This window comes from Microbacterium aurantiacum, from assembly GCF_040532595.1.
GTDB lineage: Bacteria > Actinomycetota > Actinomycetes > Actinomycetales > Microbacteriaceae > Microbacterium > Microbacterium chocolatum_B.
This window is the reverse complement of the sequence record NZ_JBEVYX010000001.1, coordinates 1,717,104-1,737,618: the sequence shown is the minus strand read 5'-3', so window position 1 is coordinate 1,737,618 and position 20,515 is coordinate 1,717,104. Positions and strand designations below refer to the sequence as shown.

General features: G+C 72.7%; 19 protein-coding genes. 7 read left to right on the top strand and 12 right to left on the bottom strand.

Annotated elements, in window-relative coordinates:
• The first annotated feature begins 66 nt into the window (after nucleotides 1-66).
• Nucleotides 67-783 (top strand): helix-turn-helix transcriptional regulator, encoded by a 717-nt coding sequence (locus ABXJ56_RS08265; RefSeq protein ID WP_353999203.1) that lies wholly within the window; start codon nucleotides 67-69, stop codon nucleotides 781-783.
• On the opposite strand, the gene ABXJ56_RS08260 is transcribed toward ABXJ56_RS08265, so the two are convergent.
• Nucleotides 780-2,444, bottom strand: coding sequence for a PucR family transcriptional regulator (locus ABXJ56_RS08260; protein WP_353999202.1), 1,665 nt, complete (start codon nucleotides 2,442-2,444; stop codon nucleotides 780-782). The genes ABXJ56_RS08265 and ABXJ56_RS08260 overlap by 4 nt on opposite strands.
• Nucleotides 2,445-2,533: 89 nt before the next feature.
• On the opposite strand from ABXJ56_RS08260, the gene ABXJ56_RS08255 reads away from it, so the two are divergent.
• The 4 genes from ABXJ56_RS08255 (at nucleotide 2,534) to ABXJ56_RS08240 (ending at nucleotide 6,623) form a co-directional block, all read left to right on the top strand.
• Entirely contained in the window at nucleotides 2,534-4,021 is a 1,488-nt protein-coding gene (locus tag ABXJ56_RS08255) for a CoA-acylating methylmalonate-semialdehyde dehydrogenase (RefSeq protein WP_353999201.1), read from the top strand.
• A 54-nt stretch (nucleotides 4,022-4,075) separates the two neighbouring features.
• Nucleotides 4,076-5,437, top strand: coding sequence for an aspartate aminotransferase family protein (locus ABXJ56_RS08250; protein WP_353999200.1), 1,362 nt, complete (start codon nucleotides 4,076-4,078; stop codon nucleotides 5,435-5,437).
• 162 nt (nucleotides 5,438-5,599) lie between these two features.
• Nucleotides 5,600-6,007 (top strand): transferase, encoded by a 408-nt coding sequence (locus tag ABXJ56_RS08245; RefSeq protein WP_053546441.1) that lies wholly within the window; start codon nucleotides 5,600-5,602, stop codon nucleotides 6,005-6,007.
• A gap of 37 nt (nucleotides 6,008-6,044) precedes the next feature.
• Nucleotides 6,045-6,623, top strand: coding sequence for a thermonuclease family protein (locus ABXJ56_RS08240; protein WP_353999199.1), 579 nt, complete (start codon nucleotides 6,045-6,047; stop codon nucleotides 6,621-6,623).
• 58 nt (nucleotides 6,624-6,681) lie between these two features.
• Here ABXJ56_RS08240 and ABXJ56_RS08235 read toward each other — a convergent pair whose 3' ends face one another.
• Nucleotides 6,682-7,107: a DUF1304 domain-containing protein gene (locus tag ABXJ56_RS08235; RefSeq protein ID WP_353999198.1), complete on the bottom strand. Its 426-nt coding sequence runs from the start codon at nucleotides 7,105-7,107 to the stop codon at nucleotides 6,682-6,684.
• Here ABXJ56_RS08235 and ABXJ56_RS08230 point away from each other — a divergent pair.
• Nucleotides 7,106-7,909 carry a LysR family substrate-binding domain-containing protein gene (locus tag ABXJ56_RS08230; protein ID WP_353999197.1) on the top strand — a complete coding sequence of 268 codons (804 nt, stop codon included), beginning with the start codon at nucleotides 7,106-7,108 and terminating at the stop codon, nucleotides 7,907-7,909. The two genes, ABXJ56_RS08235 and ABXJ56_RS08230, sit on opposite strands and share 2 nt — an antisense overlap.
• A 747-nt stretch (nucleotides 7,910-8,656) precedes the next feature.
• On the opposite strand, the gene ABXJ56_RS08225 is transcribed toward ABXJ56_RS08230, so the two are convergent.
• Genes ABXJ56_RS08225 through ABXJ56_RS08210 form a run of 4 tightly spaced genes read right to left on the bottom strand, consistent with a single transcriptional unit; the run spans nucleotide 8,657 to nucleotide 14,000 of the window.
• A complete protein-coding gene (locus ABXJ56_RS08225; RefSeq protein ID WP_353999196.1) occupies nucleotides 8,657-11,185 on the bottom strand; it encodes a CHAT domain-containing protein in 2,529 nt (842 codons plus the stop codon).
• Between the two features lie 60 nt (nucleotides 11,186-11,245).
• Entirely contained in the window at nucleotides 11,246-12,871 is a 1,626-nt protein-coding gene (locus tag ABXJ56_RS08220; RefSeq protein WP_353999195.1) for a S8 family peptidase, read from the bottom strand.
• 51 nt (nucleotides 12,872-12,922) lie between these two features.
• Nucleotides 12,923-13,393: a hypothetical protein gene (locus ABXJ56_RS08215; RefSeq protein WP_353999194.1), complete on the bottom strand. Its 471-nt coding sequence runs from the start codon at nucleotides 13,391-13,393 to the stop codon at nucleotides 12,923-12,925.
• A gap of 1 nt (nucleotide 13,394) precedes the next feature.
• On the bottom strand, nucleotides 13,395-14,000 hold the full coding sequence (locus ABXJ56_RS08210; RefSeq protein WP_353999193.1) for an RNA polymerase sigma factor: 606 nt from the start codon (nucleotides 13,998-14,000) through the stop codon (nucleotides 13,395-13,397).
• Between the two features lie 102 nt (nucleotides 14,001-14,102).
• Here ABXJ56_RS08210 and ABXJ56_RS08205 point away from each other — a divergent pair, with 102 nt between their 5' ends.
• Nucleotides 14,103-14,843 carry a GMP synthase gene (locus ABXJ56_RS08205; protein WP_353999192.1) on the top strand — a complete coding sequence of 247 codons (741 nt, stop codon included), beginning with the start codon at nucleotides 14,103-14,105 and terminating at the stop codon, nucleotides 14,841-14,843.
• A gap of 34 nt (nucleotides 14,844-14,877) precedes the next feature.
• Here ABXJ56_RS08205 and ABXJ56_RS08200 read toward each other — a convergent pair whose 3' ends face one another.
• From ABXJ56_RS08200 to xylB, 6 genes are all read right to left on the bottom strand, one after another.
• A complete protein-coding gene (locus tag ABXJ56_RS08200) occupies nucleotides 14,878-15,681 on the bottom strand; it encodes a tryptophan-rich sensory protein (protein ID WP_353999191.1) in 804 nt (267 codons plus the stop codon).
• A gap of 63 nt (nucleotides 15,682-15,744) precedes the next feature.
• On the bottom strand, nucleotides 15,745-16,257 hold the full coding sequence (locus ABXJ56_RS08195) for a glutaminase (RefSeq protein WP_353999190.1): 513 nt from the start codon (nucleotides 16,255-16,257) through the stop codon (nucleotides 15,745-15,747).
• The gene (locus tag ABXJ56_RS08190; RefSeq protein ID WP_353999189.1) at nucleotides 16,254-17,456 is read right to left on the bottom strand and encodes a cation:proton antiporter; all 1,203 of its coding nucleotides are present in this window, start codon (nucleotides 17,454-17,456) and stop codon (nucleotides 16,254-16,256) included. The genes ABXJ56_RS08195 and ABXJ56_RS08190 overlap by 4 nt, the downstream gene beginning before the upstream one ends.
• Nucleotides 17,457-17,521: 65 nt before the next feature.
• Complete coding sequence (locus ABXJ56_RS08185; RefSeq protein ID WP_353999188.1) at nucleotides 17,522-18,220, bottom strand: GTP pyrophosphokinase; 699 nt, start codon at nucleotides 18,218-18,220, stop codon at nucleotides 17,522-17,524.
• A gap of 23 nt (nucleotides 18,221-18,243) precedes the next feature.
• Nucleotides 18,244-19,125 carry a transposase gene (locus ABXJ56_RS08180; RefSeq protein WP_353999187.1) on the bottom strand — a complete coding sequence of 294 codons (882 nt, stop codon included), beginning with the start codon at nucleotides 19,123-19,125 and terminating at the stop codon, nucleotides 18,244-18,246.
• Between the two features lie 76 nt (nucleotides 19,126-19,201).
• A complete protein-coding gene (gene xylB / locus ABXJ56_RS08175) occupies nucleotides 19,202-20,515 on the bottom strand; it encodes a xylulokinase (RefSeq protein ID WP_353999186.1) in 1,314 nt (437 codons plus the stop codon).

Sequence of the window (20,515 nt, the reverse complement as noted above, 5' to 3'; positions counted from 1 at the left end):
CCACTGTGCGTGACACCCTCGGCATCTGTATGTCACCATTTCTGACATGAATTCGGGACGCGATCGATGAAGCGCGCCGAGCGGCTCCACGCGCTCACCGAGGAACTCCGCCGCGCGGGCACCCGCGGCGTGACCGCCGAACGGCTCGCCCGCGACTTCGCCGTCTCGGTCCGCACCGTCAAGCGCGACCTCGCCGCGCTGGAAGCCGGCGGCGCCCCGGTCTGGTCCCGCCCCGGCCCGGGCGGCGGCTACGGACTCGCCGCCGGCTCCACGCTCCCGCCGATCAGCTTCTCTCCCGCGCAGGCGGTGAGTCTGCTGGCGGCCGTCGCCGCGGCACCCGATGCGCCGTACTCTGACCTCGCCGCCGCGGGCGTCCGGAAGATCGTCGACGTGCTCGACCCCCGCACGCGCGTCCGAGCGGAGGCGCTGGCGGGTCGCATCTGGATCGACGCCCCACCACCCGCCTCCCGGGCGATCCGCTCGGCGCTCGAGGAGGCGATGGCCGATCAGCGCGTCGTGCGCATCCGATACGTCTCGGGCGACGGGGCGCCGACCGTCCGCGACGTCGAGCCTGTGCTCTTCGCCTCGACGAACGGTCGCTGGTACCTCATCGGGTGGTGCCGCCTGCGCGACGCGATGCGCTGGTTCAGCGTGTCGCGCATCGAGCGGGCGACCGTCACCGGCGCGGCATGCAGCGGTCATACGGTCGCCGAGGTGGGCGAGCCGCCGCCGCACGCGCGGCCCGTGTACCGCGAGCGCCCCGAGACGACCGCGGCGGGCTAGCGACCGGCCGAGCGGCGCACCAGGAGCGCGAGGTGCAGCGCGGTCTGCGTCTCGCCGTCGTCGAGGTCGGCATCCAGCAGCTCCTCGATGAGCGAGATGCGCTGGTAGAAGACCGACCGCGAGAGGTGCGACGCGGATGCCGCGGCGGTGCGGTTGCCGGGGTGCGCGAGCATCGCCTCGAGCACGTCGAGCAGGTCGCCGCCGCGCCCGAGGTCGTGCATCACCAGCGGGGCGAGCATCTTCTCGCCGTGCTCGAGCACCCGCGGGTCGTCGCGCAGCGCCGTGACGAGCTGGACGAGCGGTCGGTGCTCGGCGCGCCGCAGCTGGACCTCGCGTCCGGCCCGACGGCGGCGTCCGCGGGCGAGGTCGACGGCCTCGTGGAGCGACGCGAGCGCCTGCTCGAGATCATCGCCGCCGCGCCCCACCGACACGGTGAGCCGCTCGAGGTCGGCGACCGGACCCGCCGCTCCCCGGGCGAACTCGCGCGCGGCGTCGTCGTCGAGTTCGGACCCCGCGGGGAGCGACAGAAGGATCGTCGCCGAGGGCGCGGGCACCCCCTCGGCGGGGGAACCGGCCACCGCGCGTCCGCCGATCGCGCGCGCCGCGGCATCCGCCGACTCCGCCGTGACCGGCGCACCCGAGAGCACGAGACCGTACAGGTGCGCCGCATGCAGGGGCAGCCCCGCCGCCTCCAGACGCGCCGAGGCTCCTCCGAGCCCGGCGAAGCGACCCGCGAGGAGTCCGTCGACGAGGCGACGCCGGCCGACCCTGCCCCACTCGTCGTCATCGGCGCCGGCCAGGCGCCCGACGGCGAGGGCGATCGCGCCCTGCTCGAGCACGGCGGCGCGACCCGCGGCGTGGTCCGGACCCGGGAGCGCGATCAGGTGCCCCCAGCGGATGCCGCGCGCCTCGACCGGGACGATCAGCCAATCCTCGCTCGACCCGACTCCGCCACGCGCATCGCGCAGCTCCGCCCGGCGATGGGCCGAGCGCGAGCGGAGCTCCCAGTCGGTGAAGAGCTCCTCCTCCAGCGCCAGCGGGACCTCGGCGGCGACCACCTCGTGCCCGAGGTTCTCCAGCACCACCGGGGCCTGAAGTGTCTGGGCGAGCTGGTTGACGATGAAATCCGCCGGCGACCCGCGCAGCACGAGCGCGGTGAACCGCTCCCGTACCTCGTCTCGGGCGCGGAGCGCGTCGGTCTGACCGGTGATGATGCGGCTGTGGACCGCTTCGGTGACGGTGACGAACTTCACCTCGCGGTGCAGGACGATGAGCGCGAGCCCGCGCTCCTGCGCCGCTTCGCGCACGACGGTCGGCGGGTAGCGGTAGTGCGTGCCGAGTTCGAGCACGATGCCGGCGGATCCGGCATCCGCGAGTCCCGCCACGAACGCCCGGAGCTCCGCCGGCTCGGAGGGCCACGACGACCCGGTCGACAGCAGCAGCTCTCCGCCGTTCAGCAGGCGGGCCACGCCCGCGCTGTCGGAGACGTGCAGCCAGCGCACCCGCGCGTCGAGGGCGGCGTCGCCGACGAGCACCTCCGGAACACCCTGCGCGACGGCATCGAGCGCCAGCACCTCCCGCACCGTGGGCAGGGTCGGCGAGTCGGACCGGGATGCCGGACGATCCGTCTGGATCGCCCGATCTTCGCGACGTTCGGGCATCACAGGAGGATCTTCCGCTCTGACAGGCTGGGACGCACTCACCCTATTCCATGCCCGGTCGATCTGTCCGGAGACCCCAGGAGCTGTCGATGAGCACCGTCCGCCACCACATCAACGGAGCCGAGGCGGGCGAGGCCGCCCGCACCGGCCGCATCTACGACCCGGCCACCGGCGCCGTCGCCCGCGAGGTCGCCTTCGCCGACACCGCCGAGGTGGAGGCCGCGATCGCGTCCGCCCGCGCCACCCTCCCGGGCTGGCGCGCGACGGGTCTGGTGAAGCGCGCGGACGTCTTCTTCCGCCTCCGTCAGCTGCTCATCGAGCGCCAGGACGACCTCGCCGCGATCATCACCGCCGAGCACGGCAAGGTGCTCAGCGACGCCAAGGGCGAGATCAGCCGCGGCATCGAGAACGTCGAGTTCGCCGCCGGTCTCGTGCACCTGCTGAAGGGCGAGCGCAGCGAGCAGGTCTCGCGCGGTGTCGACGTGCATTCCGTCAAGCAGCCCGTGGGCGTCGTCGGGGCGATCACGCCCTTCAACTTCCCGGTCATGGTGCCGCTGTGGATGATGAGCTCCGCGATCGCGTGCGGCAACACCGTCGTGCTGAAGCCCAGCGAGAAGGACCCGAGCGCGTCGATCTTCCTCGCCCGCCTGTTCGAGGAGGCGGGCCTCCCCGCCGGCGTCCTCAACGTCGTCCACGGCGACAAGGTCGCCGTCGACGCGCTGCTCGACTCCCCCGACGTCCGCGCGATCAGCTTCGTCGGCTCCACGCCCGTCGCCCGCTCGATCTACGAGCGCGGCACCGCGCAGGGCAAGCGGGTCCAGGCGCTCGGCGGCGCGAAGAACCACATGGTCGTCATGCCGGATGCCGACCTCGACGGAGCCGCGGATGCCGCCGTCTCGGCCGCCTACGGCTCCGCCGGCGAGCGCTGCATGGCCGTCTCGGTCCTCGTGGCGGTCGGAGACGACGTCGCGGACGCGCTCGTGGCGAAGGTCGCCGAGCGCGTGCAGGGCCTGAAGATCGGCCCCGGCACCGACCCCGCGAGCGAGATGGGCCCCCTCATCACCGGCGAGCACCGCGACAAGGTGGCCTCGTACGTCACGGGCGCGACCGCGGAGGGCGCCGAGGTCGTCGTCGACGGCACGACGGTGGAGTTCGATTCGAACGGCTTCTTCATCGGCGTCTCGCTGGTCGACCGCGTCCGCCCGGGGATGCGGGTCTACGACGAGGAGATCTTCGGCCCCGTCCTCTCCGTCGTCCGCGTGCAGACCTACGCCGAGGCCGTCGAGCTGATCAACGCCAACAGCTTCGCCAACGGCACCGCGATCTTCACCCGTGACGGCGGCACCGCCCGCCAGTTCGAGATCGACATCGAGGTCGGCATGGTCGGCATCAACGTGCCGATCCCCGTGCCGATCGGCGCGTACTCGTTCGGCGGGTGGAAGAACTCCCTCTTCGGCGACTCGCACATGTACGGCCCCGAGTCGATCCACTTCTACACACGCTCCAAGGTCGTGACCACCCGGTGGCCCGACCACACCCCCACCCAGGTCGACCTGGGATTCCCGAGCAACCACTGACACCCCGGCATCCGACGCCCCGCTTCATCGACGCCCCGCCCGACGGAGACCCTCATGACCAGCATCCTCCCCTCCGACCTCGACACCGACCAGCGCGTGCGCGCGGATGATCGCGGGCACGTGTTCCACTCCTGGAGCGCGCAGGCCCTCATCGATCCGCTGCCGGTCGCCGGCGGGGAAGGGGCGACGTTCTGGGACTACGCCGGGAACGCCTACCTCGACTTCAGCTCGCAGCTGGTGAACCTCAACCTCGGGCACCAGCATCCGGACCTCGTCCGCGCCATCCAGGAGCAGGCGGGGCGCCTCGCGACGATCCAGCCCTCGATGGCCAACGACGTGCGCGGCGACCTCGCCCGACGCATCAGCGAGGTCGCGCCCGAGGGCATGTCGAAGGTGTTCTTCACCAACGGCGGCGCCGACGCGAACGAGAACGCCGTCCGCATGGCGCGCCTGGTGACCGGTCGCCGGAAGGTCCTCTCCGCGTACCGCAGCTACCACGGCAACACCACCACCGCGATCTCGCTCACCGGCGACCCGCGGCGCTGGGCCAACGAGCCGGGCGACGGGTCGGTCGCGCACTTCTTCGGTCCCTACCCGTATCGGTCGGCGTTCCACTCGTCGTCCGACGAGGAGGAGGCCGAGCGTGCGCTCGCGCACCTCGAGCAGACGATCATCCTCGAGGGCGCCTCGACGATCGCCGCGATCATCCTCGAGACCGTCGTCGGCACCAACGGCGTGCTGATCCCGCCGCCCGGATACCTGCAGGGCGTCCGCGAGCTCTGCGACCGCTACGGCATCGTCTACATCGCCGACGAGGTCATGGTCGGCTTCGGACGCATCGGCGAGTGGTTCGCCTTCCAGGCCTACGACGTCGCGCCCGATCTCATCACCTTCGCCAAGGGCGTCAACTCGGGATACGTGCCGCTCGGCGGCGTGGTCATCTCCGACCGCATCGCGGCGCACTTCGACACCGTCGCCTTCCCCGGGGGCCTCACCTATTCCGGACACCCGCTGGCGTGCGCCGCGGGAGTGGCGACGTTCGAGGTGTTCGAGCGGGACGGCATCCTCGAGCGCGTCCGCGACCTCGGCGCGCGCGTCGTCGAGCCGCGCCTGCGCGAGATGGCGGCGCGGCATCCGTCGGTCGGAGACGTGCGCGGCCGCGGGCTCTTCTGGGCCATCGAGCTCGTGCGGGACCGCGAGACCCGCGAGCCGCTCGTGCCGTTCAACGCCGGCGGGAAGGATGCCGCGCCCATGGGCGAGGTCGCCGCCGCGTGCAAGAGCGGTGGCGTGTGGCCCTTCACCCACTTCAACCGGCTGCACGTCGCGCCGCCGCTCGTGATCGCCGAGGACGAGCTGACGCGCGGCCTGGACGTCATCGACCGCGCGCTCTCGGCCGCCGACGCCTACGCCCGCTGACCCCTCGCGCGGGCGTCGCGCGGGCCGCGGCATCCGTTCTCCCCTCCGCACCGAATATTCCTTGCATCGGGTGCATCCGAGAAGACCGATTCACAGGAATGAATAGTCACAGGGATCGGTTGTTCCTGTACTCGGTACACGATCCGTCGGAGGAGGGGCCTCGTGGGTAAGAACTACATCGACATCGAGAACGACCAGGGCGAAACCCTGCGTTACCGCAAGCACGCCAACGGCCGGGGGCTGATCGCGCACGGCGCGAAGGTCCACGCCTCGGCTCTCGTCGAAGCCGGCGCCTACGTCGAACCCGGCGTCCGCGTGGCCGAAGGCGCGTTCATCGGCAAGGGGGTGTGGATCGAGTCCGGCGTCATCATCGGACCTGGCGCCCGCATCGCGCCGCACGCCCACGTCGGCCCGGACGCCGTCATCGGCGGGAACGCGAAGATCGGCATCCGGTGCGAGATCGGCGCCGGCGCGAAGGTCGCGCCCGGTTCGATCCTTCCCGACGACGAGTCCGTCGCCGCGGGGAAGACGCTCATCACCGACCGTCGCGGGCTGCGCCACATCGCCTGACCACATCCCTGGGGGTGGCGGCGGCTAACCTGTCGCCGTGAGCCCCCTCGGACGACGTCGCGCGCGCCGGCGGGTCCTCCTCGCCTCTTCCCTCGCCGGTGCGCTGACGATCGTCGTTCTTGTTCTTGTTCTCGTTCTTCTTTCCGACCAAACCGTCGGTCCTGCGCCGGGTGTCCCCTCCCCACCTGCGCAGTCCGAGCTGGTCGAGATCGTGTCCGTCACGGACGGCGACACCGTGCGTGCCCGCAGTCTCGTCGGTGACGGCGTGCTGTCCGGCGTCCGCGACGAGCCGGTCCGCCTGATCGGCATCGACACCCCCGAAGTGCGACCGGACGTCGAGTGCGGCGGCGCCGAGGCAACACGCGCACTCGAGGACCTGCTGCCGGTCGGGTCGCGCGCCTGGGCGTCGGCGGACGTGGAGTCGCGCGATCGATACGACCGGGTCCTGCTCTATCTCTGGACGGAGGACGGCACCTTCGTCAACCTTGCTCTCGTCGCCTCGGGCGCGGGCGTCGCACTCGAGGTCGAACCGAACTCGCGATACGCCGACCTCTTCGCGTCGGCCGAGGCATCCGCCCGGGACGCGGATGCCGGGGTCTGGGGGTCGTGTCGCTGAAGCGTCGCCGGTGTGGCCGCAGGGGTGTGGCCGGCGTCGGCGTCGGCGGCGGTGTCGGTCAGGGGGTCGGGGCGGGTGCGCCCGCGGTGACCCCGGAGATGATCGTGAGCACGAGGCCGATCGCCGGGAGCGTCCCCTGGATGAGTGCGGGACGGAGGTATCGCGCGCCGGACGTGACCAGCACGAGCGCGGCGGCGAGCATCGACGCGAGCGCGAAGACCACCAGGGTGAAGCCGGCGACGGTGGTCGCGGCATCCATCGTCCACCACAGGACGAGGCCGACGACGGTTCCGATGGCGAGGAAGAGGTTGTAGAAGCCCTGGTTGTAGGCCATCGGCCGGGTCGCGTCGGCGGTGGCCTGATCGCGCACCCCGAAGCGGCGCCAGACGCGGGGTTTCGACCAGCCGATGCTCTCCATCACGAAGATGAGGACGTGGAGCGCCGCGGCGAGCGCGGCCACGACGGTGGCGAGGATCGCGATCATGGGGGAACTCTACGAGCGGGCTACGCTGTGCGTCATGGTCTCCGGCGGCGGTTCACGCAGAGGAACGGGTTCCGGCGGCAAGCCGGGGCGCCGTCCCGCCCCCGCACGGTCGGGGAAGCCCGCCCCGGGGACGAAGCCCGCGGCTCGGAAGCCCGCACCTCGGAAGACGAAGGGCGCCGAGGTGGCGGCATCCGCTCCTCCGCCGCTCGGGTCGATCCGGCTCGGCGCCGTGCCGGGAGCGACGCCGGGCAAGTGGATCGACACGTGGAACACCCGCGTGCCGCACGCGCCGCTGGTGCTCGTCGAGATCGCGGCCGCCGATCAGCACCGGGCGCTCTTCGACGGTGCGGTGGATGCCGCGATCGTGCGCCTGCCGATCGCCGATGCCGATGACCTGCACGTCATCCCCCTATACGAGGAGATTCCCGTCGCGGTGTTCGCCGCCGACTCGCACCTCGCCGCCGCGGACGAACTCGGCCTGGACGACCTCGCAGGCGAGGTCGTCGTGGTGCCCGCCGACGACGTCCTCCGCGCGGAGGTGCCCGGTGCGGTCGCGCCGCGATTCGCCGCGCCGGCCGACACGGCGGACGCGGTCGCGATCGTCGCATCCGGCGTCGGGGTGACGCTGATGCCGCTGTCGCTCGCGCGCGCGAACCACCGTAAAGACGCCCACCACCGACCGGTGCGCGACGCGCCCCGGTCTCCCGTGGGCCTCGCCTGGCTCCGCGACCGCACGACGCCCGAGATCGAGGCCTTCGTCGGCATCGTGCGCGGCCGCACCGCCCATTCGTCCCGCTCCTGACCCGAGCCCGGGTCTCAGCCTCGGCTCCGACCCCGGCCCCGCCTCGCGTCCCGAACTCCTCAAAAAGGGCGCCGATTCGGCCGTCAGACTCCGAGACCGGGCTTCCGACTGCAGATCTGAGGAGCTCGGTACACCCCGCCCGCCGCACCCGGCTCACCGCCGACGCACCGCTGGCGGTGCCGCTAGCCGGCCCGCGCGCGGGGTGCGCCGAACATCCCGGGCCTAACTCCTCAGAAGCTCGCCCGAACCGGGCCGCAGGCCCCGAAACCGGGTCTTGGGACGGAGATCTGAGGAGTTCGGTACGGTCCGCCCGCGGCACCCGGCTCGGTGCCGACCGGAGACCGCGCGCCGGACGACCGGGCTCAACTCCTCAAGAACGGCGACGAATCGGCGCGCAGGGCCCGATATCGGGCGTCATGGCGCGGATCGGAGGAGTTCGGTACGCGAACCGGGCCGGTACGCGCCCCGCGCGAGCCCCGCGCGAGCCCCGCGCGAGCGCCGCGCGAGCCCCGCGCGAGTCCCGCGACCGGCGCAGACGAAGACGGGGGATGTCGCCGACCTGGGTCTCTGCGACATCCCCCGCGGAGCCGGCCCTCGGAAGTCCACGTCCCCCATGGTTTCTTCCGGCCCCCAGTATCCGATGCCCCCCGGCATCGAACTGCGTGAGCCGCTCCGATGTGGAAGAGCCTCCCGCCACCGCCCTGATACACCCCGTCCAAAACTTTTTCCGGACGCCGCGAATCCGCCTCAGAACCCCGAGCCGTGCACCTGGAACGGCGCGATGATCCCCGTCCGAGCGGATGCCGCAGCCAACGCCTCGGCCGGCGCCCGCCCCTCGGCGAGCGCGACGTGCACCGCCCCGAGCAGCTCGCACGCGTCGTCGTCGGCGACGATCACGGGCGCGGCGATGACGCTCCGCGCGCCGGCGTGCAGCCACACGCGGCTCATGCCGATGGCCTCCTCGCCCCACCGGACGGCCGACCGCCCGCCCTCGCACGCGGACAGCACCACGAGCGACGGCACGCGCGGCATGAGGTCGACGTCGTATCCGAACAGGGTGCCGTCGCCGAGCTCCAGCCCGGAGAAGAGCGGGTTGTCGGCCGCGTGCCGACCGTGCGCGGCGATGTGCAGCGTGTCCACCTCGCCTGCGAGCGCGATGGCATCGGCGACGGATGCCGCGTCTCGCACGCATGCGTCGACCCACGCCGCAGCTCCGATCGCCACCTCCTCCGCGCCCCGCCGCGTCCGTGGCCCCACCGCGAACCCCGCCCGACCGGCAACCCCCGGAGCCCCCTCCCGCGCAGGCACCTCCCGGTCCGCGACCCACCGCGACGCGGACGCTGCGAGCGTCGTCACCCGATCGCGGAACGCGGGCAGCATCGTCCACGGGATGCCGCTGAGCACACCGGGAGCGGTGAGCACGAAGCGCCGCGTGCCGGCGGCCGCGACGGCGTCGTCCGCCAGAAGCGCCGACAGCCGCGCGAGCCGCACGTCGAGCGAGCGCCGCACCACCTCCCCCATGCGTCCGCGGATGGATGCCGACATGTCGAGGTCAGACCGGAGTCCGGGCAGCATCCCCCGCACCTCATCCCACCCGGGCACCGGCCGCAGCCGCACCCCCTCCGCGGTGAGCACGAGCACGCTCATCCGGTCGCCGGTGAAGACATACGAGAGCATCGCGGTCTCGCGATCGAGTACCGCCTGCACGTCCGCGACGGACGCTCGGGCCCGCGCCGATGCCGCCGCGACGTCGACCCATTGCCGCTCACGCACGCGCTCCTGCAGCGCTCGCACGCGCGGATCCGCCTGCCACTCCGGCCCCTCACTGCGCAGCATCCGGAGCTCGGCGAGATCGCTGGCGAGCGCGGGATCCGGCGGAGGACGCAGCGGCACGACCTGAGCGGCGGCGTGCCGCGCGCGCTCGGACCACTCGAAGACCACGTCCGGCCGACCCGATCGGACCGCCGCGTCGAGTCCCGCGCTCAGAAGTCCCGTCCCGTGCATCGCGGTGGACGTATGCAGGTCGATGCTGCCGAAACCCGCCCGCCAGGTCTCGAGCTCCGCCAACCCCTCGGCGGCATGGCGCCGAGCCCTGCCCAGCTGCCCCCGAGCCGCAGCTCGCACCGCGCGCACTTCGTGGGCGAGGAGGCGCACGTCGAGGCTCGCCGCCCGCGGCACCCGCACCGGCGGCACCCGATCCGCTGCCTCCCGCTCCGGCTGCATCCGAACCGGCCCCGCCTCGCCCAGCATCTGCTGCCGCGCCTGCCACAGCGCGAAACTCAGCCGCACGGATGCCGCGTCACTGCGGAATCCGTGCCGCTCGAGGTCAGCGGCCACCGCGTCGACCTCGGCGGCGTCGGGAACACGGTCGGGCGCGGCAACCCGCCGACCGCTCGTGGTCACCGCCCCGCCACGCAGATCGGCGAGCACGCGGACGCCGTCTGCCCGCGCCGCCCACGCCGCATTGTCGAGCGTCCGGAAGCGATCCGCGGCGTCCGCCGCGACCCGTCGCGCCACGTCGGCGTCGTGCACCAGCAGCGATCGTGCCAGCTGCAGCTCGGTCTCGGCGCGCGCTTGCGGCATTCCCTGCGCGGCGAAGAGCTCAGCGGCGGAGCGGAGGAGCTCCTCGGCCTCGCGGACCGAACCGGCTTCGCGCAACGCCTCGGCGCGGTCGGCGTCACCGACGGCCGCAGCGACCGGGGAGACCGCCCCGGCGACGGGCCGCGCGAGCGCCATGTCACGCAGGGCGGCGACGAGGTCCCCCTCGAGCAGGGAGATGTACCCCTCGTTGTGCAGGGCCTGCGCCGCGTCGACGCCCAGACCCGCGGCCCGGAAGATCCCCGCCGCGGCGCGGATGTCCTCCCGAGCACCCCGGAGCGCGCGGCGATGGATGCGCACCAGACACCGGTTGACGAGCAGGTTCGCCACCTCCGGGCTCGACACGTCGAGCACGTCGATCGCGCGGCTGAGCCACGCGTCGGCGTCGTCGAACCTCCCGCGCTGCTCGGCGATGCTGCCGAGCTGCCCCGCGGCGAGCGCGTACGTCGCGGGGTCGATCCCCTCGACCACCAGCGCCTCGCGGCAGAGCATGTCGGCACGCTCGGGTTCCCCGAGGCGCGCCGCGACGTAGCCCAGGGTGCCGAGCACGCGCGATCGGAGGTTCGGTTCCGCGGCGCTCAGATCGACGCGCCGCAGCACCTCCTGCGCGTCGGCGTAGCGCCCGTCGTTCGACAGGCGCACCGCTTCGGCGTGGAGCGCGTCCCCCGTGCTCTGCATCCTCTCATCATGGCGCGAGTGGAGCGGGGCGTGGAATCGCGAGCGGAGCGGGGCGCGGGATCAGTGGGCGTGACGACGCCGCTTGCGGAGGTCCTTCTCGAGCGACGCCCACTCGGAGTCCAGCACCTTCACGCGCTTCGCGACGTCGAGCTCGGCTTCGGCGAGCGGCGCGCAGAGCGCGGCGGCGAGGCGCCCCGCGACGTACGGCGCCGCGAACGACGTCCCGCTCCAGAGGGCGAAGCCGCCGGTGAAGTCGTCAGGGTCGATCGTCTCCCGATGGAGTCCCTCGCGGTCGTCGCGCGTGCCGGCCTGCACACCTCCGGTGATCGGCGGCGCCGTCGAGACCACCCCCGCCCCCGGGGCGAAGGTGTGCACCCACGCGCCGATGTTGCTGAACAGCGCCACCGTGTCGTTGGGGTTGAGCGCTCCGACCGACAGGTGCGGCGCAGCCTTCGACGGTTCGGCCACGTGGAAGTCCGACCCCGGCCAGTTCCACAGCGCCGCCGGGAAGGTCGGTCGATCGGTCGCCTCGTTCCCCGCCGAGCACACCACCGCGCACCCGAGCGAGCGGGCGAGGGCGAGCAAGTCGCTCAGAGCCCGGTCGAAGAGCTCGTCCTCCGGAGTCTCGTGGTAGTACCCGACCGAGAGGCTCAGGACGTCGATCTTCTTCCCGCCCTCATCCGCGGGCGTTGCCATCCACTTCACGAGCGACCGCACGGCGTAGACGAACGCGCCCTCGAGGAGCGTTCCCTGGCTGTCGGCGATGCGCACGGAGATGAGGTCGGCGTCGGGACAGACCTGGCGGACGATGCCGGCGATGAACGTCCCGTGCCCCGCAGCGAGGTCGAGTTCACCGTCGTAGGCGCCCGAGACGTCGCCGATGGTCTCGGGGTCGGTGGCGGGGTCGTCGATGCCGATGACGTGGCCGTCGACGACCGGGTTGCGCGTGACGATGTCGTCGGGCAGCCACGCGTGCGTGCCGCATCCGGTGTCGAGCACCGCCACGACGGGACGCCGCCCCTTGTCGGACACGTGGACCCGACGCTCGGGCGCGGGGCCGATGTACTGCACCGGCTGCCGCCCGCCGCTGCCCGGGTCGGCGTAGCTGTCGGTGCCCGGCGCGTTCGTCTTGCCGTAGGGGTTGGTCTTCCCGTACGGGTTCGTCTTCCCGTAGGGATTCGTCTTCCCGTAGGGGTTGGTCTTGCCGTACGGGTCGATGCTCAGGATGTGGTCGAGGCCGACGCCGGGCACGAGGGTGCCCGTCCGGGCGCGCGCGCGCTGCAGCAGCCGCCACGCGTCGATCGGCGGGACCGGCTGGTCATCCCGGTCGGGGCTCGGCTGGGGGAAGATGTCCACGCGATACAGGGTCGGGATGCCGTAGTCGTCGCGGCCGCGACGGGCGCGGTCCGCCGCCACGTCGATCTCGACCGATGAGCCGTCGAGGTTGTGCAGGCTGACCCCCCACCCGAAGTCCTGCGCGGCAGGGCGCAAGACGTCCAGCACGTCGCCGAGCCGGTCGTCGACATTCACCAGGAGGTGGTCCAGCGCGTAGTCGGTGGGGTAGGCCCGCACTCCCTTGACCGGCTCGCTGTTCGGGTCGAGCGAGGCACCCCGGTCGCGCGCGGCGTCATAGCGCGCCCGCCAGTTCGGGTAGCGCGGGCCGTCGGGCGGGGAAATGTCGGACATCGGTGTCTCCTCGGATCGGGTGGGTCAAGTCATAAGAAGGGCAGGGACGGCTCAGAGCTCGAACTGCGGGGTCTGGAACTCGCGGATGCCGTCGCCCGTGCGGACGACGAGGATCAGCCGCGCGAGGCCCGGGGTGACGTCGTCGAACGCGAAGCGGCCGTGCTCGGCGGCATCCCGCGTCCATTCCTGGTCGCCGCGGACGAGGCGGATCGCCAGCGGATCGGCGTCCACCCACCCGTCGACGCGGCGCGCACCCTTCTCGGTGGCGCTGATGTGGAGGAGCACGCTGGTCTTCCCGTCACTGAACTGCAGTGTGGCGGTGTCGTTCTCACCGCGCACCGCGGCCAGATCGTCCGCGGAGGAGGTGAGGGTGAGCAGCGCGTACTCGCGCGACAGGTCGTGCACCGCGACGGCGGCGACCATCCGGTCGATGAGGTCGGCGGGAACGGGATCGACCGTCTCCCACACGTGCCGGAGGCGGGCGAACAGCGCCGCGTCGGCGGCGATGTCGTCGTTGTCCATGTCAGTTCCCTTCCCACCCGTCGCGTTCCAGCGACGAGCGGAGCTTGGTCAGGCACCGGCCGCGGGTGGGGCCGATGGATCCGATGGGCATCGCGAGGTCCTTCGCGATGCGTGCGTAGTCGGGACGGTCGTCGAACGCGATGATGCGCAGGAGTCGGCGACACCGCTCGTCGAGGGTGGCGAGCGCGCTCCAGAGCCGCCGCGAGCGGTCGGCGTCGACGGCGACCTCTTCGGCCGAGTCCTCCACCGGCAGCTTCTCCTCCAGCGCGGGAGCGTCGACGGCGTCGGCACGCCCGTGGGCTTTGCCGACCTTCCACGCCTCGCGTCGCGCGCACATGGCGAGCCACCCCGAGATCGCCTGCGGGTCCTGGATCGTCGCGTGCGTGCGCACGAGCGTCAGCCACGTCGTCTGCACGACGTCCTGCGCGAGGGCGTGGTCGAGCCCGTAGGAGCGCACGACGTGCCACAGCGGCGGGGTCATGAGACGCACGAGGTCGTCCATCGCCCGCGCGTCGCCTTCCCGCCACCGCACGAACAGCGCGGCGGCTCGCTGCCACCGAGCGGGTTCCGTAGGGTCGACGGACGTCTCGGCGCCGGGTTGCGTCATGACGACCATTGTGTCCACACGACCACAGAGAGCGGAAGGCGCGGGCTGATACATGACGTGCGCGAGAATTCCGCGGCACCGCGCCGACCTAGACTTTCAGGCATGATCTCCGCGAAGCTCCTCTACGTGTGCGTGCGTCCCCAGGCGGATGCCGCGGCGGCGGAGTACGAGTCGTTCCGCAGCGCCATGCGCCTGCAGCCGGAGCACCTCGACCGCGTCGACCTGGTGCGCGAGCTCCTCCCCGAGGACGCCGTCGACCGGTACGCGGGCTTCGTCGTCGGCGGGAGCCCCTACAACGTCGCCGACCCGGAGGAGACGAAGACCGAGCAGCAGCGCGCCGTCGAGGCGGGCCTCGAGCACCTCGCCCAGGCGGCCGCCGACACCCGCCTCGCGGGACTGTTCACGTGCTTCGGCATCGGCGTGGTCACGCGCCTCCTCGGCGGCGACGTCACCCGCGCCTACCCCGAGGGCACCGGCCCGGTGGCGGTCGAACTGACCGAGGCCGGTCGCCGTGATCCGCTCTTCGGCCCCCTCGCCTCCCGCTTCACCGCGCTCACCGCCCACAAGGAGGGCACGGGCGCTCCCCCGCCGGATGCCGTGCTCCTCGCCACCGGAGACGCCTGCCCCGTCCAGGCCTACCGGGTCGGGACGCACCTTTACGCGACGCAGTTCCACCCCGAGCCGACGCCGGCAGACTTCGTCGAGCGGATGAAGGTGTACCGGAACGACGGCTACTTCGACGCCGACGCGTTCGACGCGACCGCGGACCGCGTGCTCGCGGCATCCGTCACCGAACCCCTGCGACTGCTCCACGCGTTCGCGAAGGCGTTCGGCGAGGCCTGACGCCGGGCCCGACGCCGCGCACCGGCCGAGCCGATCAGGCGCCGGCGTTGCTGACCTGCGCGGCGCGGTCGATGACCGTGCCCACCAGCGGCACCGCGATCACGATGACGGCGACGACGATCGCGGCGATCCCGACGACCGTCGACTGCGGTTCGGTCACGAGCCGCCCGACCGCGAGCCACGACAGCCCCCACGCGAGCGCGAGCCCCGGGGCGATGCGCCAGCGGCTTGCCCACGCGATCCCGACGCCGATGACGGCGACGACCGCCAGCACGGCCACCGCGACGATCTCGCCGGCGGCCTCCCACTCGGCCGGCGCGGTCACGGTCAGCCACGCGGTGGTGTTGGCGACGGTGGCCAGCGATACCCAGCCGAGGTGGAGCCCCGTCACGCCGTCGATGAGGAGCGAGTCGAGGAGCCCGCGGCCGGGCTCTGTCACCGTCCGACGGAAGGTCACGCACAGCGCGACGAGCAGCAGCACGATCCCGGCGACGGTGAGCGGCAGCGTCGTGAACTGCGCGAGCACGAGCCATAGACCGTTCAGCACCGCCGTGATCGCGACGAGCCACCCGATCGCGCGCTGACGGTCACGCGTGCGCTGGGAAGGCAGGGCCTGCCAGATCGCGTAGGTGATGAGGAGGATGTAGATGACGCTCCAGATCGAGAACGCCGGCGTCGCCGGGGCGAGGAGCGAGGCATCCGCGTCGAGGGCGCCGTCCTGGAGGTCCTGCACCGGGGTGCCGCCGAAGGCGCCCGTTCCCACCGCCGCGGCGATCAGCATGAAGACGACCGCAGAGATCACGACGATCTGGCGGAGGAGGTCGCGAGGGGCGTTCATTCCCTGAGAGTACGAACGGATGCCGCGCCCGCACGCCCCTTGACAATGCGACGCCCGAGGGGATCAGACGTTGCCGGCGGCTCCGGGCGGGTCCAGCAGCAGGCCGATGCGGTCGGAGAGGTAGGTCTCGAGCGGCATCCATCCCCCGGCGGCACTCCACCGGATGCTCGGGATGCCGTCGCGCATCGCGAGCGGTCCGGATGCGCCACCGGCCTCCACGGCGGCGAGGTCGAGGGGCGTGTAGTCGAGATGCAGGGTGGCTCCTTCGGCGAAGCCGCCCCGGAACGCCGCGGCCTGCAGCGCGGCGCGGGCGCGCTGGGCCTCGGCGGTGAACCCGCGCCGGACCTCGGCGCGCGAGCGCAGGATGTCGCCGATCGCCGCGACCTCGACGTCGCCACCCGAATCCCCAATGAGAAGCGTGCCGACGTGCCAGGCCTCCCCACGCGGGACGATGCGCGGCGCCCGCCCCATCCCGAGGAAGCGTTTGGGCACGACGAGTTCGCCGAGGCCGTCCCGCGGGATCGGCACGAGGCGCTCGCGCGCGCGGTCGAAGAGCGCGCCGAAGACCCCGGTCACAGGAGGTCGTCTTCCACGGGCGCGGCCGAGCGCTGCACCCGCTGGCCGCGCACCGCCATGCCGATGAGGGGGAAGAGGAGGACGGTGAGCATGCCGGCGCCGATGAACATCGCGGCCTGCCCCGAGGTGAGCACCCCCTCGTCGACGCCGATGCCCATCACCGCGACGATGATCGGCAGACCCGTCGCGCCGAAGAACCCGACGGCGACGCGCTCCCGCCGGTCGGCGTCGACCGGGGCCGCGAGCGAGGCGGGCAGCCCTCGGACGAGGAGGAGCGCGAGCGCGATGGCCGGGACGCCGAGGAGCAGGATCGGCTCCGCGAGCAGCGCCTGCAGATCGAAGGTCACGCCGGTGTAGACGAAGAACACCGGGATCAGGAGGCCGAACGCGACGGCCTCGACCTTGCTCTCCACCGCCTCGCGCGCCGGCTCCGCGGCATCCCGCATGATCAGCTGCCAGACGATGCCGGCGGTGAACGCACCGAGCAGGATGTCGAGGTCGAGCACGATGCTGACGGCGACGAGCGCGGCGAGGATGAGGAAGATCACCCGGATCGCGAACTGACCCGAGGTGTGCAACGTCGCGTCGACGAAGCGGTGCATCGCCCCGCGCGGGAGGCGGAAGGCCAGCCAGATGGCGAGCGCGGCGAGGAGGGCGAAGAGCGCGAGGATCACGGTGGACAGCCCCGGATCGCGCCCGCCGAGGAAGATCGAGATGGCGATCAGCGGCCCGAACTCCCCCACCGCGCCGATGGCGCCGATCGACCGCCCGAACGGGGTGCGGAGGTCGCCGCTGTCGCGGAGGATCGGCAGCAGCGCCCCGAGCGCTGTCGACGAAAGGGCGATGCCGATGACGATCGCCGCCTCGCCGGGGTCGAGCGTCCAGCCCAGGGCGACGCCGAGTCCGAGGCTCAGGAGCCACCCGAGGCCGGCGCGACGACCGATGCGCCCGCGGAACGACCCGAACGCGATCTCGGTACCCGCGACGAAGAAGAGCATCGCCAGGCCGAACTCCGCCAGCGCCGCGATGTAGGGGCCGGGAACGGCCCACCCGAGCAGGCTCGGTCCGATCAGGATGCCGAGCATGAGCTCGAAGACGACGATGGGGATGCGCACCCACCGGCCGAGTCCGCGCGCGGCCAACGGCGCAAGCACCGCGACCAGCGGGATCAGCAGCAGCGTCGGCTCGAGGTCGTCCACGGGTTCAGGGTAGCGACCGCGGGGTGCCCGTCCTACCGTCGAGCACGGTCACGCCGCGTGCGCCGTCACACCGTGTGCACGGGCCCGACGCCCCCGCCGCGGATCTCGCGGTGGAGCCGCTCCATTCGCGCGTCGAGTTCCGCGGCGCTGTGCGCGGCATCCCGCAGGCTCTCGGAGAGCTCGGTCGGAACCTGCGCGTCGTACTTGTAGTAGATCTTGTGCTCGAGGCTCGCCCAGAAGTCCATCGCGATGGTGCGGAACTGCACCTCGACCGGCACGTCGAGGCGCCCGGTGGAGAGGTAGACCGGCACCGAGACGATCGCGTGCAGGCTCTTGTATCCGTTGGCCTTGGGCTGGGCGATGTAGTCCTTCGTCTCGACCAGGTGCACGTCGTCCTGGGCGGTGAGCAGGTCGAACAGTCGGTAGGCGTCGGCGGTGAAGCTGCAGGTGATCCGGACGCCGGCGATGTCGGTGATCGCCCGGCGGATCGAGTCGAAGTCCGCCTCGACGCCCTTCCGCTGCACCTTCTCGACCAGGCTGTCGGGGCTCTTCACGCGCGAGGTCACGTGCTCGATCGGGTTGTAGTCGTGGAGGAGGAGGAACTCCTCGCGGAGGATCGCGATCTTCGTCTCGATCTCGCGGAGCCCGAACTGGTACCCCATGAGGAAGCGCTGCAGCTCGTTGCGCATCTCGCGCAATTCCGCCGCCGAGACGGTGAGGGGCATGTGGTCGGGGTCGAACGCGTTCACCGCGGAGCTCGCCATACTTCCCACGCTACGGATGCCGGCTACGAGCCGCCTGGGAGATCCTCGCGCGCGGCCTCCGCGGCGCGGACGGCGCGGGTGACGGCGGTGGTCAGCTCCGCGTGCTCGGCCTCGGCCTTCTCCGTCTCCACGCGGGCGGCCTCGGCCTGCGCCTCGACGTCCTCCAGGTTCCGCCGGAGGTCGTCCGCGCGCTCGCGGAGGTGCGCGAGTCGGGTGCGACGGCGCTCGAGGTCGGCCTCGGCGGCGGCGAGCCGGCGTTCGGCATCCGCCTGTGCCCGCTCGGCCTCGCGCGCGGCGCGCTCCGCGGCTTTCCGCGCGCGCCGCTCGGCGAGGTCGTCGGGTGGCGGAGGCGGAGGCGCGATGCCGGGGAGAGATCCGCCGACGGCGTCGGCGAGGTCGGCGGGATCGAATCCGCCGGCCACCAGGGGTCGGACGAGCCGCCCGGTCATCACAGCGGCAGCGGCCGCGGCATCCATCACGGCGGCGTTGATCGTGGCGGCGATGTCGTCGCGCGCGCTCGCGCTGACCGTCACTCCGGCGTCCTCGGCGAGGGTCACGGCTTCGGCGGCGAGCGCCTGCACGAGACGGCGGCGCTGCCGGCCGAGTTCGGCGAGAGCTGCGGCATCCGCGTCGTCCTGCGCTTCGCGGAGCGCCGCCGACAGGGTGATCGCCTCGGCGAGGCGTCCGTCGCGGACGGCGAGGGAGACCACCCACGCGGCGACGGTGGGTTTCCGCAGCTCCCGCACGCGGGCGGCATCCGTGCGTCCGAGGTGGGCGGCACGATCGTTGCGGGCTGCGGTGAAGCGCTCGGGCGGGAGGGCGTAGAGCTCGGCCGCGATGGCGTCGATGTCGACCCCGGACGCGGCGTCGCCGGAGTCGGCGTCGGCATCGCGGGTGCGGGGCATGCTCCCATTCTGTGCGGCGTCGCCGCCGCTGACCACCCCGCCCGGCCACCCCGAGGGGCGCCGGGCGGGGCGATGGTCAGTTCGCGACGGCCGCGGCGGCCTGCCGCGCGGCACCGAGCGCGACGTACTCGCCGGGTTCGGGCACCTCGACGGGCACGCCGAGGACGAGGGGGGCGATGCGGCGCACGGCCTCGGACTGCGCCCCGCCGCCGACGAGCAGCGCCCGCTCGATCGGGACGCCAAGGGCGCGGAGGGCGTCCATTCCCGCCGACAGACCCGACAGCATCCCCTCGACCGCCGCGCGCGCGAGGTTCTCGCGCGTCGTGGAGGCCAGCGTCATCCCGGTGAGCGACGCGGTCGCGTCCGGGAGGTTCGGGGTGCGCTCGCCCTCGAAGTACGGCACGAGCGCGAGTCCGCCGGCGCCCGGCTCGGCGGCGAGCGCGAGGCGCGAGAGCTCGGCGTGATCGACCGCGAGAAGACCCGCGATCGCGTCGAGCACCCGTGCGGCGTTGAGGGTCGCCACGAGCGGGAGGTAGCGGCCCGTGCAGTCGGCGAAGCCGGCGACCGTCCCCGAGGGGTCGATCGTCCGCTCCTCGCTGACGGCGAAGACCGTGCCGCTCGTCCCGATCGACACGACCGCGTCGCCGGGGCGGGCGTTCAGGCCGAGGGCGGCGCCGGCGTTGTCGCCCGCTCCCCCTCCGACGCGCCTGCCCGCGGCGTCCGTCACCCATTCGTTCGGTCCGAGCACGCGCGGCAGCTGCGCGTCGCGCCCGAGCGCTGCCATCAGCAGGTCGCGGTCGTACTCGTCGCCGACGGATGCCGCGGGCCGGAAGTATCCGGTGCCCGAGGCGTCCGAGCGGTCGGTGACGAGCTCGGAGAGGTCCGGGCCGCGGGGCGACTCGTCGACCGGACCGAAGCCGCGGAGCCGCCACGTCAGCCAGTCGTGCGGGAGCGCGACGGCGGCAACGCGGGCGGCGTTGTCGGGCTCGGTGTCACGGAGCCAGCGGAGCTTCGTGATCGTGAACGACGCCACCGGGACGAGGCCGGTGCGCTCGGCGAGCGCGTCGGCGCCGAACTCGGCGATCAGGTCGGTCGCGGCCTGGGCGGAGCGGGTGTCGTTCCACAGCAGCGCGGGGCGGATGACCCGCCCCTCGGCGTCGAGGACGACCATGCCGTGCTGCTGCCCGCCGATCGCCCACGCGGCGACGTCGGCGTCACCGCCGGCATCCGCGATCGCCGCTTCGAGGGCGCGCCACCAGGCGGCGGGGTCGACTTCGGTGCCGGGCGGGTGCGACGCGCGTCCTTCGCGCACGATCGCACCCGTCTCGGCATCCGTGATGACGACCTTGCATGACTGGGTCGACGAATCGACCCCCATGACGAGCGTCAT